Source organism: Streptomyces sp. DG1A-41 (genome assembly GCF_037055355.1).
Taxonomy (GTDB): Bacteria; Actinomycetota; Actinomycetes; order Streptomycetales; family Streptomycetaceae; genus Streptomyces.
Genome location: NZ_CP146350.1, coordinates 3,236,527 through 3,251,131 on the forward strand (window position 1 = coordinate 3,236,527; position 14,605 = coordinate 3,251,131).

The window sequence follows — 14,605 nt, forward strand, 5'->3', positions numbered from 1 at the left end:
CGAGCGGCTCGTCCTCAGCGGCTGAGGCGCCGCCCGAACCACTGCGTCAGGACTTCGTCGACCGCCCTCGTGGCGGGCAGCTGCGGAGCCGGTTCCAGACCAGGTTCGTCGGCCAGCGGGTGCGCCAGGTCCGGCACGGTGATCAGCTCGATCTCGTCCGGGTGCGCGTACCGCTCGCGCAGTGCGCCGACCAGGGCAGCGGCGTCCGTGCGGAATTCCGGATGGTCCCGCTCACCGCTGACGAGCAGCAGCGGCGGGTGTGCTGTGAGGTCTCCGGCACGGGCGACGAAGTCCAGTTCGTCGGCGGCCTCAGTGGACTCCTCGGTCCAGCGGTAGGCCTGTCCGGTGAGGTCCTGGACGCGTTCGACGGCGGAGCGGATCCGCACGGCGGGGTTGACCAGGGCGACCGAGTGGACCGGAATCCGGCGCGTGGTGAGCAACCGCAACGCCACGGCTCCGCCGAGCGACGCGCCGAGGAGGCTGATCGGCTCGTCGTCGACCGGCAGCTGGTCGCGCAGCGCGGCGAGTGCGGCCGGGAACTCCTCGGCGGCCTGATGGGTGAACGGGGCCAGGAAGGACAGCAGCGCGTCCTCGCGGGCACGTCGGACGGCGGCGTCGACACGGCCGTCGACCATTCGTGCGCCACACATCGGCATGCCCAGGTGGACCCGCCAGGCAGGCACTCCGGTCATGGGCAGGGCGGCCGCGAACGCCGCGTCCGTGCGCGGCGCGTCCAGCATGTGCCAGGTCACGATCAACGGCGCGGGACCGTCGCCGGCTCCGGCCGGCGGGATCGCGGTGAACGGTACGCCGGCCGCGGTACCAGTGATCGTCTCCATGTCTCTCCCTCGGGTCGGGAGGGCGAGCGTAGGCGGCTCGACGGAGGCGACGGCACTGCTTCTGCCCAGGGCAGAGGCGTCCGGCTGACCGTAATCGTCCTCAGCCGCCTGTCACTTCGTCACAGCTTCGGGGGGACATCGCTTCGGGGGACGGGCCGTCTCGGCAGCCCGGCAGGGCTGCGCGGGCATCTGATGCTCTACGACAGCCTGGGCGAGCAGGCCACCGGTGCCCGAGCCCGGTCAGGTGCTCCGGGCCGGTGCCCCGCGCCCCGTCACGCCGATTCGTTCAGCAGCCGGCTCAGATGCTCGCGGCCCGGCCCCAGCAGGCCGGGCAGTTCGGCGGCCGACTCGTACCAGCGCTTCTCGTACTCCCAGCACAGCCAGCCGTCCCAGCCGTGCCGGGAGAGGACCTCCACGCACTCGGCCAGCGGCAGGACGCCCTCGCCGAGCGGCAGCGGGGTCGTGTCCTCGGCGGAGGCGATGTCCTTGACCTGGACGTAGCCGAGGTGCGGGGAGAGCGCCGCGTAGGTCTCCGAGGGCTGTTCGCCGCCCAGCCAGGTGTGCATCACGTCCCACAGCGCGCCCACCTGGCGGTGGCCGACCAGGCCGAGGACGCGCATCGCGTCGGCGGCGGTGCGGTGCGAGTCGTGGGTCTCCAGGAGGATGCGGACGCCCAGGTCGTTCGCGTACTCGGCGGCCGTGCCCAGGCGCCGGGCGGCCGTCGCGTCGGCCTCCTCGGGGGCCTGGACGTCCAGGTCGCCGCCGGGGAAGACCCGGATGTACGGGGCACCGAGGTCGCGGGCCAGTTCGAGGAGGGAGCGGATCTCGGCCAGGACGGGTTCGTCGTCGCCCGGCGCGGCGACCCGCGCGTAGCCCGCCAGGCCCAGGATCTCTACGCCCGACCCCTTGAACTCGGCCGCGGCATCGGCCCGTTCGGCGGAGCCGAGGCCGGGGTGGACCGGTTCCTCGGGGTGGGCGCGCAGTTCCACGCCGTGGTAGCCGTGAGCGGTCGCGAGCCGCAGGACGTCGGGCAGGGGCAGGCCGGGGACACCGAGGGTGGAGAACGCCAGCTTCATGTGGACGGACCCTACCCGGCGCCCCCGCCGGCGACTCCCCTTGGTCACTCGGGTGTTGCGTGGAGATCCAGTCGCCAGTCCTGGCCGACCAGGTCGTGGCCGAAGGAGCGGTGCGGTTTCTCCGCGACCAGCACGAAGCCGTGCCGCTGGTAGATGCGGCGGGCCGCGGCGAGGACGTCGTTGGTCCACAGGACCACCTCGCGGTAGCCGGCCTCGCGCGCGAAGGCGACGACGGCCCCGACCAGCCGGTCCCCGATGCCCAGGCCTCGCGCGTCCGGCTCGACGAGCAGCAGCCGGAGCCGGGCGGCCCCCGGGGCGTCGTCCCGTACGCACATCACGCACCCGACCGGCCGGCCGTCCAGCTCGGCGATCCACGTCCGCTCCAGGTGCGGGTCGTGGTCCTCGGCGTAGTCGGCGACGATCCGGGCGACCAGGCCCTCGTAGTCGGCGTTCCACCCGTACTCGGCGGCGTACAGGGCGGCGTTGCGCTGCACGATCCAGCCGAGGTCGCCGGGGGCGGGATCGCGCAGGACGACGTCCTGGGAGCGTGGCGCCCGGCCGTGGCCCAGGATCTCCCGGACGGTCCGCATCGCCTCCGCCAGCCGCGGCCGTTCCTCGGCCCGCACGGTGTCCAGCAGCGCCCCGACCGTCTGGCGCGCCCGCTCGTCGAGGAGCGCGGCGGCCTCCCGGCCGCGGCCGGTGAGCGTGACACTGCGGCGGCGCGGATCCGTGTCGGACGGCCCGCGCTCGACCAGGCCGTCCTCCTCGAACTTGTTCAGGATGCGGCTCAGGTACCCGGCGTCCAGGTGCAGCTGGGCGCGCAGGTCTGCGGCGTCCGTGCGCGGTGCGTGGGCGAGCTCGTAGAGCACGCGGGACTCGGTGAGGGTGTAGGGGGCGTAGAGGTGACGGCCGTAGTCGAGCGCGCCGATGACGTTCGTGTAGAAGCGGTTGAAGGAGCGGATGTCCTGGACGGTCATGGCCACAACTCCCGGATGCTTGACTCAGTCAGATATTCCCGTGAGTCGAGCCTAGACGTCCAGGACAGCCGGGACCAGGCAGCGTGACGGCCGATGAGTTTCTGCGTGATCCGCAGTCGGAGATGACGGTTGGTGCGCCGCAGCTGCGAGAGTGGCGGCAGCGCCCACCGGCACCTGTCGCAACCGGACACGAGACACCGAGGAACCTTTGATGCGTACCCTGATCAGCACCGCTTTCATCTCGCTCGACGGCGTCGTGGAGGCCCCGGGCGGCGAGCCCGGTTACCGGAACTCCGGGTGGACCTTCAAGGACATCGAGTTCCTCCCCGAGGCATTCGAGATCAAGGGCCGGGAGCAGAAGGAAGCCACCGCGATGCTGATGGGCCGGGCCAGCTACGAGGCGTTCAGCCCGGTGTGGCCCGACATGGAGGACTTCGCCGACTACAAGGTGATGCCGAAGTACGTCGTCTCCACCACCCTCACCGAGGACAACCTGGTGCCGAACTGGGGCGAGACGACGATCCTGCGCTCGCTCGACGACGTCGCCGCGCTGAAGGAGACCGAGGGCGGCCCGGTCATCGTCCACGGCAGCGCCTCCCTGAACCAGGCCCTCTCGGACGCCGGCCTGATCGACCGCTACCACCTGCTCGTCTTCCCGCTCCTGCTCGGCGCGGGCAAGCGGCTCTTCAGCGCCACGGACAAGGACACCCAGAAGCTGAGGCTCGTCGAGCACGAGGTCTACGCCAACGGTCTGCAGAAGAACGTTTTCGACGTCGTCCGCTGACAAGGCGCCCTGTACTCGCCCTGCCGTCGTGTCCCCGGGGCGTGTACTCGTCGGAGGGACCTGCCCGGTTGGCGTGGGATCAACGCGCGGACCGGAGGAACGTGCTGACGATGTGAAGCCCGGCGATGTAGATGGTCGTTGTCCTGCCGTGGCAGGATCGCGACGCCCCGCCACTGCTTCAGGCGGTTGACGCACCGCTCGACCACGTCATCGGGGAACGCGCACGCGGGCCATGACGTCGGTGAAGGCGAGCGCATCACCGGCCTGTCCGGCGGTGAGAAAGAACGCGAGGGGCGGCAGCGGGCCTCGCCTGCGGGGTGGATCCTGGTGGTCGGCCCGCCGCGTAACCGACGGTCGGCGCGGTCGGCCAGTTCGCCGGCCGGGGCCCTTTCTGCGGGCCCCGGCCGCGTGCTGGTGAGCGCGCACGACCGTGGCGTCCACCGACACGACCCAGGTCAGCTTCGACTCGCGTCCACGCCCGCCTCGGCGCCTGCACGTCCCGCTGTCCGACCTCTTCGACGGGGCCGGCAGGCCGGGCCGGAACACAGAGGTCAGGAGACCCGCGGCATCCCTGAAGACCCCCGCACCATCAACTCCCCCCGCACCGACGCGATCCCCCCGGGCGGCGCCTCCTCCCGCCCCATCGCGATCCGCCCGGCCCGCGCCCCGGCCTCCGCCAGCGGCAACCGCACGGTCGTCAGCGCAGGCACCGCGTCGATGCTGAACGGCAGATCGTCGAAACCGGCCACCGACACGTCCTCCGGGATCCGCAGCCCGGAGTCGCGCAGCGCCGCACACGCCCCCAGCGCGACGGAGTCGTTCGCGGCGACGACCGCCGTCAGCGACGGGTCGCGCCGCAGCAGTTCCAGCGTCGCCTCGTAGCCGGACCGCCGGTCGTACCGCCCGTGCACCGTCCACCGGGGGTCCTCCTCGATGCCGTGCGCGGCGAGCGCGGCCCGGTGTCCCTCCAGCCGGTGCCGGGTCGTCGTCCGTTCCTCCGGGCCCGCGATGTAGCCGAGCCGCCGGTGCCCGAGGCCGATCAGGTGCTCGGTGAGTTCCTGCCCGCCCCCGCGGTTGTCGAAGGTCAGCGCGATCGCCCCGGTTTCCGGCGCCGGCGGGCGTCCGCACAGCACCACCCGCGTCCCGGCGTCGGTCAGCTTCCGCACCTTCGTGTCCATGGCCGCCTGGTGCGCCGCGTCCTCGATCGCCCCGCCGGTCAGCACCACGGCCGCCGCCCGCTGCCGCTGCAACAGCGTGAGATACGTCAACTCCCGCTCGGGAGAGCCGCCCGTGTTGCAGACCACCGCGAGTCTCTCCCCGCCCGCGCGGCCGCCCGGCCCGCCGATCTCGGCCTGGATGGCGCTCGCCATGATCCCGAAGAACGGGTCGGCGATGTCGTTCACCAGGATCCCGACCAGGTCGGAGGTGGCGGCGGCCAGGGCGCTCGCGGGCCCGTTGAGCACGTAGTCCAGCTCGTCCACGGCCTTCAGCACCCGCTCCCGGGTGGATGCGGCCACGGGGTAGTTCCCGTTCAGCACGCGCGACACCGTCGCGGGCGAGACCTGCGCGCGGGCCGCCACGTCCGCCAGGGTCACCGTCATCTCGTCGTCCTCCGGTCGCGCATCTCGTCGTCCGCCCTCGTACACATACAGACCTGTGGCCTTGGTTCCGACAGACCTGTGGCCTTGGTTCCGAGCAGACCTTAAGCCCCCGCCCGCTGGTTGTTCGCCCCCTCGAACAACTCGTCGTGGTCACGGTCTTGTCCGGACCGCTGTCAGAGGCTAGCTTCTTTCTGTATAGAAAGCGCTTGCTGTACCGCTCACCAGTCGGGCGTACGCGGCGCGACGACCGCGTACGAAGGGAACGACGTGACACGCAAGACGGTGCGTATCGCCATGAACGGCGTGACCGGGCGCATGGGCTACCGCCAGCACCTGGTCCGCTCCATCCTCGCCCTCCGCGAGCAGGGCGGCCTCGACCTCGGCGACGGCACCGTGCTGTGGCCCGAGCCGATCCTGGTCGGCCGCCGTGAGCACGCGCTGAAGGCGCTGGCCGAGCGGCACGGCCTGGAGCACGTCTCGACCGACCTGGACGCGGTCCTCGCCGACGAGACGGTGGACATCTACTTCGACTCCCAGGTCACCTCCGCCCGCGAGGAGGCGCTCAAGAAGGCCATCGCCGCCGGCAAGCACATCTACACCGAGAAGCCCACGGCCACCGGCCTCGACGGCGCCCTGGACCTCGCCCGGCTGGCGAACAAGGCCGGCATCAAGCACGGCGTCGTCCAGGACAAGCTCTTCCTCCCCGGCCTGCTGAAGCTGAAGCGCCTCATCGACGGCGGCTTCTTCGGCCGGATCCTGTCCGTGCGCGGCGAGTTCGGCTACTGGGTGTTCGAGGGCGACTGGCAGGCCGCGCAGCGCCCGTCCTGGAACTACCGGGCCGAGGACGGCGGCGGCATCGTCGTCGACATGTTCCCGCACTGGGAGTACGTCCTGCACGAGCTGTTCGGCCGCGTGAAGTCCGTCCAGGCCATCGCCACCACCCACATCCCGCAGCGCTGGGACGAGAACGGCAAGCCCTACGACGCCACCGCCGACGACGCCGCCTACGGCATCTTCGAGCTGGAGGGCGGCGCCATCGCCCAGATCAACTCCAGCTGGGCCGTGCGCGTCAACCGCGACGAGCTCGTCGAGTTCCAGGTGGACGGCACCGAGGGCTCGGCCGTCGCCGGCCTGCGCAACTGCCGCGTCCAGCACCGCTCGGCCACGCCCAAGCCGGTCTGGAACCCGGACATCCCCGCCACCGAGGTCTTCCGCGACCAGTGGCAGGAGATCCCGGACAACGCCGAGTTCGACAACGGCTTCAAGGCGCAGTGGGAGCTGTTCCTCAAGCACGTCTACGCCGACGCCCCCTACCACTGGGACCTGCTGGCCGGCGCCCGCGGTGTCCAGCTCGCCGAGCTGGGCCTGAAGTCCTCGGCCGAGGGCCGCCGTATCGACGTACCGGAGATCCAGCCGTGACCATCCGACTCCCGGACAGCAACGGGGCGTCGCGGACGTACGAGCCGCGCACCGAACCGCTCCTGGTGACGCCCGGCACGCCCTTCACCTCCCGCACGGTCTACTCGGCGGCGCACGTCGTCGCCGACCCGTACGCGGACGTGTCGCCCGACTCGCCGGCCGCCGTCGACTGGGACGCCACCCTGGCCTTCCGCCGCCACCTGTGGTCGCACGGGCTGGGCGTCGCCGAGGCGATGGACACGGCTCAGCGCGGCATGGGCCTGGACTGGGCGGGCGCGGCGGAGCTGATCCGCCGGTCGGCGGCGGAGGCGAAGTCGGTCGGCGGCCTGATCGCCTGCGGTGTGGGCACGGACCAGCTGTCGGTCACCGAGGTCGGCTACCCGTACAGCCTGGCGGAGATCCGGGCCGCGTACGAGGAGCAGCTCGCGGTCGTCGAGGAGTCGGGCGCCCGGGCGATCCTGATGGCCTCCCGGGCTCTGGCGGCGGTCGCCAAGGGACCGGAGGACTATCTGGAGGTCTACGGCCACCTGCTCCGCCAGGCGTCCGAGCCGGTCGTCCTGCACTGGCTCGGCCCGATGTTCGACCCGGCGCTGGAAGGCTACTGGGGCGACACGGACCTGGACGCGGCCACCCGCACTTTCCTGGACGTCATCGCCGCCCACCCGGACAAGGTCGACGGCATCAAGGTCTCGCTGCTGGACGCGCAGCGCGAGATCGACATCCGCCGCCGCCTGCCGCAGGGCGTGCGCTGCTACACCGGCGACGACTTCAACTACCCGGAGCTGATCGCGGGCGACGACCAGGGCTTCAGCCACGCACTGCTCGGCATCTTCGACCCGCTGGGCCCGCTGGCCGCCGAGGCGGTCCGGGTCCTCGACACGGGGAACGTGCAGGGCTTCCGCGACCTGCTGGACCCCACGGTCGAACTGTCCCGCCACCTCTTCCAGACCCCGACCCGCTTCTACAAGACGGGCGTGGTGTTCCTGGCCTGGCTGGCCGGCCACCAGTCCCACTTCACGATGGTCGGCGGCCTCCAGTCGGCCCGCTCCCTCCCGCACTTCGCGAAGGCGTACGAACTCGCCGACGGCCTCGGCCTGTTCCCCGACCCGAAGCTGGCGAAGGAGCGGATGAAGAACCTGCTGAGCGTGTACGGGGTGGACCAGTGAGCACCGCGGGGCTGGAGCGCTTCTCCATCAACCAGATGACGGTGAAGCAGCTGTCGATGCCGGAACTGGTGGACGCCTGTGGCCGGTTGGGCATCACGAACGTGGGCCTGTGGCGCGAACCGGTCCAGTCGTACGGCCTGGAGGCCACGGCCAAGCTGGTCCGGGACGCGGGTCTGACGGTGACGACGTTGTGCCGGGGCGGCTTCTTCACGGCGATCGACCCGCAGGAGCGCGCTCAGGCCCTGGCCGACAACCGCCGGGCGATCGACGAGGCGGCGACGCTGGGCACCGACACCCTGGTCCTGGTCTCGGGCGGGCTTCCGGCCGGCTCGAAGGACCTGCACGGCGCGCGGGAACGCATCGCGGACGCCCTGTCGGAACTGGGCCCCTACGCGGGGCGGCACGGCGTGCGCCTGGCCATCGAGCCGCTCCACCCGATGTACGCCTCCGACCGCTGCGTGGTGTCGACACTGGCCCAGGCCCTGGATCTGGCCGAACGCTTCCCGGCGCACCAGGTCGGGGTCACCGTCGACACGTACCACATCTGGTGGGACGACACGGCTCCCGCGCAGATCGCCCGGGCGGGCGCGGGCGGCCGGATCCACACCTTCCAGCTCGCCGACTGGACGACTCCGCTCCCGGAGGGTGTGCTGACCGGGCGGGGCCAGATCGGCGACGGCTCGATCGACATGCGGGAGTGGCAGGGTTACGTGGAGGCCGCCGGCTACACCGGTGCCATCGAGGTCGAGCTGTTCAACGACGGGCTGTGGGCGAGGGACGGACGGGAGGTGCTGGCCGAGACGGCGGCGAGGTTCGTCGAGCACACCCTTTGATCCGGCTCTGAGCCACGCTCGCTGCCCCGCCCCGCCCCGCGGACCCGGGCGGGGCAGCGGCCGTATCGGGGCCGTGGCCCACGGCCGGTCGTGGCCCACGGCCGGTCGTGGCCTACGGCCGGTCGTGGCCTACGGCCGGTCGTGCCTACGACCGTGCGAGGAACCCGTTCACCCGTTCCTCCAGCCGCTTCCGGCACCGCGGCCATTCCGGTGCCGTCACCGAGAAGATCGCGGAGTCGCGCAGCCGCCCCTCCTCACCGGGAGCCCATGACCGGGACCAGTTCCGCAGCACGCCCTCGAAGCGGGCTCCCACGCTCTCGATGGCCGCGCGGGAACGGCTGTTGCGGGCATCGGTCTTCAGGTCCACGCGCGAGACGCCCCACTCCTCGAAGGCATGCCGGAAGAGGAGGAGCTTCGCCTCGGCGTTCACGCCCGTGCCCTGGGCGGAACGGGCGAGCCAGGTGAAGCCGACCTCGACCGCGTCGAGTCGGTCGTCCGCGATCCAGGAGCGTGGTTCCCAGTACGCCGTGGCGCCGACCGCTCGTCCCGTGGCCGTCGAGACCTGCGCGTAGGGCGCGAGCAGCCCCGTCGCCGCGCGGGCGAGCTGCTCGTCGATGTAGGCGCCTACCTCGTCGGCGCCCGGTACCCAGGTGAAGGCGTAGGTCTCCCGGTCCTCCGTCGCCGCCACCGCGAGGTCGGCGGCGTGCCGATGGCCCATGGGCTCCAGACGGACCAAGGTGCCCTCAAGGACGGGTCCTTCCAGTGCGAAGCTCACGCTGCGGCGCCTCTCGAGTCAAGTGGGACCGGTCAGAACACTTGCAAGCCCTGGGAGTCTTCCGTACGCAGTCCGGGCCGTCGAACGAAATATCACGCACCCGCAGGTTCGCCGAGCAGGCCCGAGCCGGGTGCCGGAGGGCCGTTCGTCGGCTCACCCGCCCCGTGGAGCTCCTGCTTCCCCTTCCGTACCGACTTCCGGAAATCCGGCCCGCGCCGGGAACCCGGTCCGGATCCGGTCCGTCCAATCGCAGGCCGCCGGAGAGTCACCTCGGTGCGGTGTCGGCCCTCGCTGCTGGCTGCGATCGCTGACCACCCTCTCCGCCGTACCGCGGCCGGCGGCACCGCCGCCATCGGCGCGTCCCCCTCCAACCGCGCCGGTGGCGGCCCCCGTGCGGTTACTGTGCGTCCTCTTGACTGGCAGAAACTTCCCGGTTATTGCTGGCCTCTTGGAAGTTTCCTTCAGCGGATCCGAGCGGATCACCTCCGGAAGGAGCGCACGTGCACGACACCGGCACGGGAAGCACGGGAAACACCGCACAGCCCTCCAGACGCGCCGTCCTCGCCGCCACGGCCGGCGCCGCCGGCGCCTTCGCGGCGGCCGGGCCCTCGTACGCCGCCGGCGCCCCCGACGACGAGCGACTCCACGCCCTCGTCTCGCGTATGACGCTGGAGGAGAAGGTCGGCCAGCTCTTCGTGATGCGGGTGTACGGCCACTCCGCCACCGCCCCCGACCAGGCCGACATCGACGCCAATTTGGAGGAGATCGGGGTCCGTACGGCCGCCGAGCTCGTCGCGAAGTACCGGGTCGGCGGCATCATCTACTTCGCCTGGGCGCACAACACCCGCGAGCCGCACCAGATCGCCGATCTGTCCAACGGCATCCAGCGGGCCTCCCTGGACCTGCCGCGCGGGCTGCCCGTGCTCATCTCCACCGACCAGGAGCACGGGATCGTCGCCCGGGTGGGCAGGCCCGCGACGCTCTTCCCCGGAGCCATGGCCGTCGGCGCGGGCGGGTCGCGGTCCGATGCCCGGATCCTCGGGCGGATCGCGGGGCGTGAGCTGCGGGCGATGGGGATCCGGCAGGACTACTCCCCCGTGGCCGACGTGAACGTCAACCCGGCCAACCCGGTCATCGGCGTACGGTCCTTCGGTGCCGACCCGCGGGCGGTGGCCGCGCTGGTGGCCGCCGAGGTCGCCGGGTACCAGGGGTCCGGGGTGGCGGCGACCGCCAAGCACTTCCCCGGGCACGGGGACACCAACGTCGACAGCCACACCGGCTTCCCGACCATCACGCACAGCCGGGAGCTGTGGGAGAAGCTGGACGCGCCGCCGTTCCGGGCGGCGATCGCCGCGGGCATCGACTCGATCATGACCGCGCATCTGATGGTCCCGGCCCTCGACGACTCCGGCGACCCCGCCACCCTCTCCCGCCCGATCCTCACCGGCATCCTCCGCGAGCGGCTCGGCTACGACGGGGTCGTGGTCACGGACTCCCTCGGCATGGAGGGCGTGCGGACCAAGTACGGCGACGACCGGGTGCCGGTGCTCGCGCTGAAGGCGGGCGTGGACCAGCTCCTCAACCCGCCCGACCTGGACCTCGCCTGGAACGCGGTCCTGGCGGCCGTGCGCAACGGCGAGCTGACCGAGGCGCGGCTCGACGAGTCGATCCTGCGGATCCTGCGGCTGAAGACGAAGCTGGGGCTGTTCCGCGCGCCCTACGTCAGCCACGAGGGTGTCGATCGCACCGTCGGGACCCGGGCGCACCTGGCGGCGGCCGACCGGATCGCCGAGCGGACGACCACGCTGCTCGTCAACGAGGGGCGGCTGCTGCCGCTGTCCCGGCGCCGGTACCCCAGGGTGCTGGTGGTCGGGGCCGATCCGGCCTCGCCGTCGGGGACGACCGGACCGCCGACGGGAGTGCTCGCCGCCGCGCTGACCGGACTCGGCTTCACCGCCACCGCCCTGCCGACCGGGACGGCCCCGTCCGCGGCGGCCATCGCCAGGGCGGTCGCGGCGGCGCGGGACGCGGACGCGGTGGTGGCGGCGACGTACAACGTCACGGCGGGCAGCAGCCAGAAGACGCTGGTCGAGCAGCTCGTGGCGACGGGGCGGCCGGTCGTGGCGGTCTCGATCCGTAATCCGTACGACGTGGCCCAGCTGCCCTCCGCCCCGGCGTGCCTGGCGGCCTACTCCTGGACCGACGTCGAACTGCGGGCCGCCGCACGGGTGATCGCGGGACGGGTGGAGCCACGCGGAGAACTCCCGGTGCCGGTGCAGCGGGCGGATGATCCGGAGCAGGTGCTGTACCCGATCGGATACGGGCTGTCGTACTAGACGTACGTCATGGACCGGGCGCACCACCCCCAACGTGCGCAAACCCTCCCATGAGCCTGGCGTGCGCCCGCCTCGGCGGCCACGCTGGGCTGGGGCACTGGGGGGACGGCTATGCGTGCGAGAAGTTCGGTGGGGGCGGTGTGGGGGCTGCTGGTGCTGGTCGGCGCGCTGCTGACCGGGTGCCAGAGTCCCTCGGCGGGTGTCGCGGAGGACGGCCGGCTGGGCGGGCCGGCGTCGGCGACGAACGCCTCCGGCTCGCCGCCGGTGACCCGGCCGTCGGGGTACGGGGCGGTGTTCCTCGCGGTCGACGAGTGCAGTTCGTTCGGTACGACGAGCTTCACCGAGGTGCCGTGCGCCGGTGAGCGGGCGGCGGCCCGGGTCGTGGCGCGGCACGACGGCGCGGTCCGGGACGGGCCGCGCTGCCCGGCGACCACGGACTTCGTGCTGCACATCAGCGAACAGCGGCCCGCGTCCGACGAGGACGGCGACGGGGCGGTGCCGCAGGGCTACGCCTGTATGCGCAACCTCCAGCCGCCGCACCCGGGCGACCCGGGCGGCGGGGGCGGGCCGCGCACCATCGTCGGCGACTGCGTCTACAGCTCCGGCGACGGTCAGGTCCGCGAGACCGCGTGCGACGGGAAGGGCGAGCGGGAGCCGGAGTACAAGGTGACCGAGGCCGTCGCCAGGCGCGCCGACTGCCCCGTCTCGACGGCCCTGTACGTCCGGCTCGGCGGTGACCGGCCCGTGGGGTGCGCCCGGCCACTGTGAGCAGCCGGGCGCGACACCACGGAAGAACCGCAGGCCTTACGGCCGCAGCGTCATCTCCCGCTGCGTGTCCCGCTTGTCCAGCTTGGCGTCGTACTTCGCCAGCGGCTTCGCCGCCTGCGGATCGGCCTGCACGGCGCTGGAGGCGACTCCGGCCCAGTCGAGGATGCGGGCGGTGGCGAGGTCCTTCTGCTCGGGCACGAGGCCCGCGACGTTGGCGCCGTGGTTCATGCCGGGGGCGGTGAGGACGTAGGAGTCCTTCGCGCCCTGGCCGAGGCGGAACGGCTCCGCGCCCCACGGGTCGTTCTGGCCGTAGACGAAGAGCATCCGGCGGGCGTTGTGCCGGACCCAGGTGTCGACGTCCCGCATCGCCTGCGGCTGGAACTTCATGGGAATGTCACGCGGGACGAAGTTGCGCGGCGGCTGGTAGCCGTAGCGGATGTACTTCTTCTCGATGTGCGGGAACTCGATCGTCGGCGCGCCGAGCTGTGTGCCGGCCTGGTAGTAGTACGGCGTGTAGGTCTCCAGGCCCTGGTCGGCATAGGCGGAGAAACCGGAGATCGTGTCGACGGAGTCCCATATCTGGTCGTCGGTGGCGTTCTTCGCGTCGGCCGGGATCTGGTCGCAGTCCTTCAGCCGGCTGTACTGCCAGAAGCCCCACACGTAGTCGAGGACGACTGCCTCGTAGGCCTTGTCCAGACTGCCGATGGTCTTGAAGGTGAGGCCGTTGTCCTGCGCGTAGGCGGCGTACTTCTTCTCCAGCGGCTCGCGGCGCACCAGCGCCTCGCGCTGCACGGCGTTCAGCCGGTCGCGGCACTCCTTGGTGCCGACGCGCGCGAAGAAGCGGTCGTAGGCCGAGTCCTCCTTGTTCACCACGTCGTTGGGGGCGACGTAGGCGACCACGCCGTCCATGTCACGCGGGTAGAAGCGCTCGTAGTAGGTGGCGGTCATGCCGCCCTTCGAACCGCCCGTGGAGATCCACTTCTTGCCGTAGATGCCCTTCAGCGCCTTGAAGACGCGGTGCTGGTCGCTGGCCGCCTGCCAGATGTCCAGCTTGGACCAGTCGGCCGGGGCGGGCCGGGACGGGGTGAAGAAGCGGTATTCCAGGGAGACCTGGTTGCCGTCCACGATCTGGGTCGGCTCGCTGCGGCGGGGCGTCGTGGAGACGTTGTAGCCGCTGGTGAAGAAGACCGTCGGGCGCGCGACGTCCTTGTGCAGCACGGTGATGCGCTGCTGGAACGTGCCCTTCGACGGCTTGCGGTGGTCGACCGGCTGTGTGTAGTTCAGGACGAAGAAGCGGTAGCCGGTGTACGGCTTCTCCTCGACCAGGCTCATGCCCGGTATGGAGAGCAGCCTTTCCTTGATGTCGGTGGTGGCGTCGGTGCCGGTGGCGTCGGCGGCGGTGGCCGCTCCCGCCGTGCCCAGTGTGCCTATGAGCACCGTGAGCGCCAGCAGCCATCTGAGCGCCTTGCGCATGCGCACTCCCCTGTGAGACAGATGTGCGCCGGAAGCTAGCGGACCAACTCGCCCCAGCACCAGGGGACATAGGGAAAACCCTGTGCGCGCCGGGGGTCAGCACAGGATCCAGCCGGAGCTGAACGACCCCCGCCCCACCCTGCCCTTCAGCCATACGCAGCGGCGACCGGCGTGCACCATCACCGGGCCGGCGTGGTAGGAGTACCGGCCTTCGTCGACGACCGGGCGGTTGCCGCGCGCCTGCACGCTCACCGACATCTTCTGTTTCACGCCGGGCTTCTTGGTGAGGGCCACGGCGCAGATGTAGCCGCCGCGTTTGTAGACGACCACGGTTCCGGTGGAGAACGGCAGGGTGCGGACCTTGCGGCCGGGACAGTAGGCGGCGGGAGCGGCGGCCTGCGCCTCGCCCGGCGCCGCGACGGCGAGCAGGCCGGAGGCGGTCAGCACGGCCAGGCCGAGCGCGAGCCGCCTGCGTATCGCTCCACTGTCCACTGTCGTCCTCCCGTACCGCGTCGTGCGCGACCATCGACGTACGGGTGTACGGACGCATGACGCATG

The 14,605-nt window shown here is 71.7% G+C and carries 13 protein-coding genes; 6 read left to right on the forward strand and 7 right to left on the reverse strand.

Going from position 1 to position 14,605, the window contains the following annotated elements; translation table 11 throughout:
• Nucleotides 1-14 precede the first annotated feature (14 nt).
• The 3 genes from V8690_RS15005 to V8690_RS15015 all read right to left on the reverse strand — a co-directional run bounded on the left by V8690_RS15005 (nucleotide 15) and on the right by V8690_RS15015 (nucleotide 2,892).
• Nucleotides 15-839, reverse strand: coding sequence for a prolyl oligopeptidase family serine peptidase (locus tag V8690_RS15005; RefSeq protein WP_338779191.1), 825 nt, complete (start codon nucleotides 837-839; stop codon nucleotides 15-17).
• 272 nt (nucleotides 840-1,111) lie between these two features.
• On the reverse strand, nucleotides 1,112-1,915 hold the full coding sequence (locus tag V8690_RS15010; RefSeq protein WP_338779193.1) for a sugar phosphate isomerase/epimerase family protein: 804 nt from the start codon (nucleotides 1,913-1,915) through the stop codon (nucleotides 1,112-1,114).
• A 44-nt stretch (nucleotides 1,916-1,959) separates the two neighbouring features.
• Nucleotides 1,960-2,892 (reverse strand): bifunctional helix-turn-helix transcriptional regulator/GNAT family N-acetyltransferase, encoded by a 933-nt coding sequence (locus V8690_RS15015; RefSeq protein WP_338779194.1) that lies wholly within the window; start codon nucleotides 2,890-2,892, stop codon nucleotides 1,960-1,962.
• A gap of 211 nt (nucleotides 2,893-3,103) precedes the next feature.
• On the opposite strand from V8690_RS15015, the gene V8690_RS15020 reads away from it, so the two are divergent.
• Nucleotides 3,104-3,676: a dihydrofolate reductase family protein gene (locus tag V8690_RS15020; protein WP_338779195.1), complete on the forward strand. Its 573-nt coding sequence runs from the start codon at nucleotides 3,104-3,106 to the stop codon at nucleotides 3,674-3,676.
• A gap of 551 nt (nucleotides 3,677-4,227) precedes the next feature.
• Here V8690_RS15020 and V8690_RS15025 read toward each other — a convergent pair.
• Nucleotides 4,228-5,277: a LacI family DNA-binding transcriptional regulator gene (locus V8690_RS15025; RefSeq protein WP_338779196.1), complete on the reverse strand. Its 1,050-nt coding sequence runs from the start codon at nucleotides 5,275-5,277 to the stop codon at nucleotides 4,228-4,230.
• 267 nt (nucleotides 5,278-5,544) lie between these two features.
• On the opposite strand from V8690_RS15025, the gene V8690_RS15030 reads away from it, so the two are divergent.
• Genes V8690_RS15030 through V8690_RS15040 form a run of 3 tightly spaced genes read left to right on the forward strand, consistent with a single transcriptional unit; the run spans nucleotide 5,545 to nucleotide 8,695 of the window.
• Nucleotides 5,545-6,696, forward strand: a complete 1,152-nt coding sequence (locus V8690_RS15030; RefSeq protein ID WP_338779197.1) for a Gfo/Idh/MocA family oxidoreductase — start codon at nucleotides 5,545-5,547, stop codon at nucleotides 6,694-6,696.
• The gene (locus V8690_RS15035) at nucleotides 6,693-7,862 is read left to right on the forward strand and encodes a dihydrodipicolinate synthase family protein (RefSeq protein WP_338779199.1); all 1,170 of its coding nucleotides are present in this window, start codon (nucleotides 6,693-6,695) and stop codon (nucleotides 7,860-7,862) included. Before V8690_RS15030 ends, V8690_RS15035 begins: the two co-directional genes overlap by 4 nt.
• Nucleotides 7,863-7,897: 35 nt before the next feature.
• Complete coding sequence (locus V8690_RS15040; RefSeq protein ID WP_338785360.1) at nucleotides 7,898-8,695, forward strand: sugar phosphate isomerase/epimerase family protein; 798 nt, start codon at nucleotides 7,898-7,900, stop codon at nucleotides 8,693-8,695.
• 145 nt (nucleotides 8,696-8,840) lie between these two features.
• Here the strand turns inward: V8690_RS15040 and V8690_RS15045 are convergent, their stop codons facing one another.
• The gene (locus tag V8690_RS15045; RefSeq protein WP_338779200.1) at nucleotides 8,841-9,470 is read right to left on the reverse strand and encodes a GNAT family protein; all 630 of its coding nucleotides are present in this window, start codon (nucleotides 9,468-9,470) and stop codon (nucleotides 8,841-8,843) included.
• Between the two features lie 500 nt (nucleotides 9,471-9,970).
• Here V8690_RS15045 and V8690_RS15050 point away from each other — a divergent pair, with 500 nt between their 5' ends.
• Both V8690_RS15050 and V8690_RS15055 read left to right on the forward strand, forming a co-directional pair.
• Nucleotides 9,971-11,806, forward strand: coding sequence for a glycoside hydrolase family 3 protein (locus tag V8690_RS15050; protein WP_338779202.1), 1,836 nt, complete (start codon nucleotides 9,971-9,973; stop codon nucleotides 11,804-11,806).
• Nucleotides 11,807-11,917: 111 nt separating this feature from the next.
• Nucleotides 11,918-12,574 (forward strand): hypothetical protein, encoded by a 657-nt coding sequence (locus V8690_RS15055; RefSeq protein ID WP_338779204.1) that lies wholly within the window; start codon nucleotides 11,918-11,920, stop codon nucleotides 12,572-12,574.
• Between the two features lie 36 nt (nucleotides 12,575-12,610).
• Here V8690_RS15055 and V8690_RS15060 read toward each other — a convergent pair whose 3' ends face one another.
• Together V8690_RS15060 and V8690_RS15065 are read right to left on the reverse strand one after the other, a co-directional pair.
• Nucleotides 12,611-14,047, reverse strand: coding sequence for a S28 family serine protease (locus tag V8690_RS15060; RefSeq protein ID WP_338779205.1), 1,437 nt, complete (start codon nucleotides 14,045-14,047; stop codon nucleotides 12,611-12,613).
• Nucleotides 14,048-14,143: 96 nt separating this feature from the next.
• Nucleotides 14,144-14,539 (reverse strand): hypothetical protein, encoded by a 396-nt coding sequence (locus tag V8690_RS15065; protein ID WP_338779207.1) that lies wholly within the window; start codon nucleotides 14,537-14,539, stop codon nucleotides 14,144-14,146.
• Nucleotides 14,540-14,605: the final 66 nt, after the last annotated feature.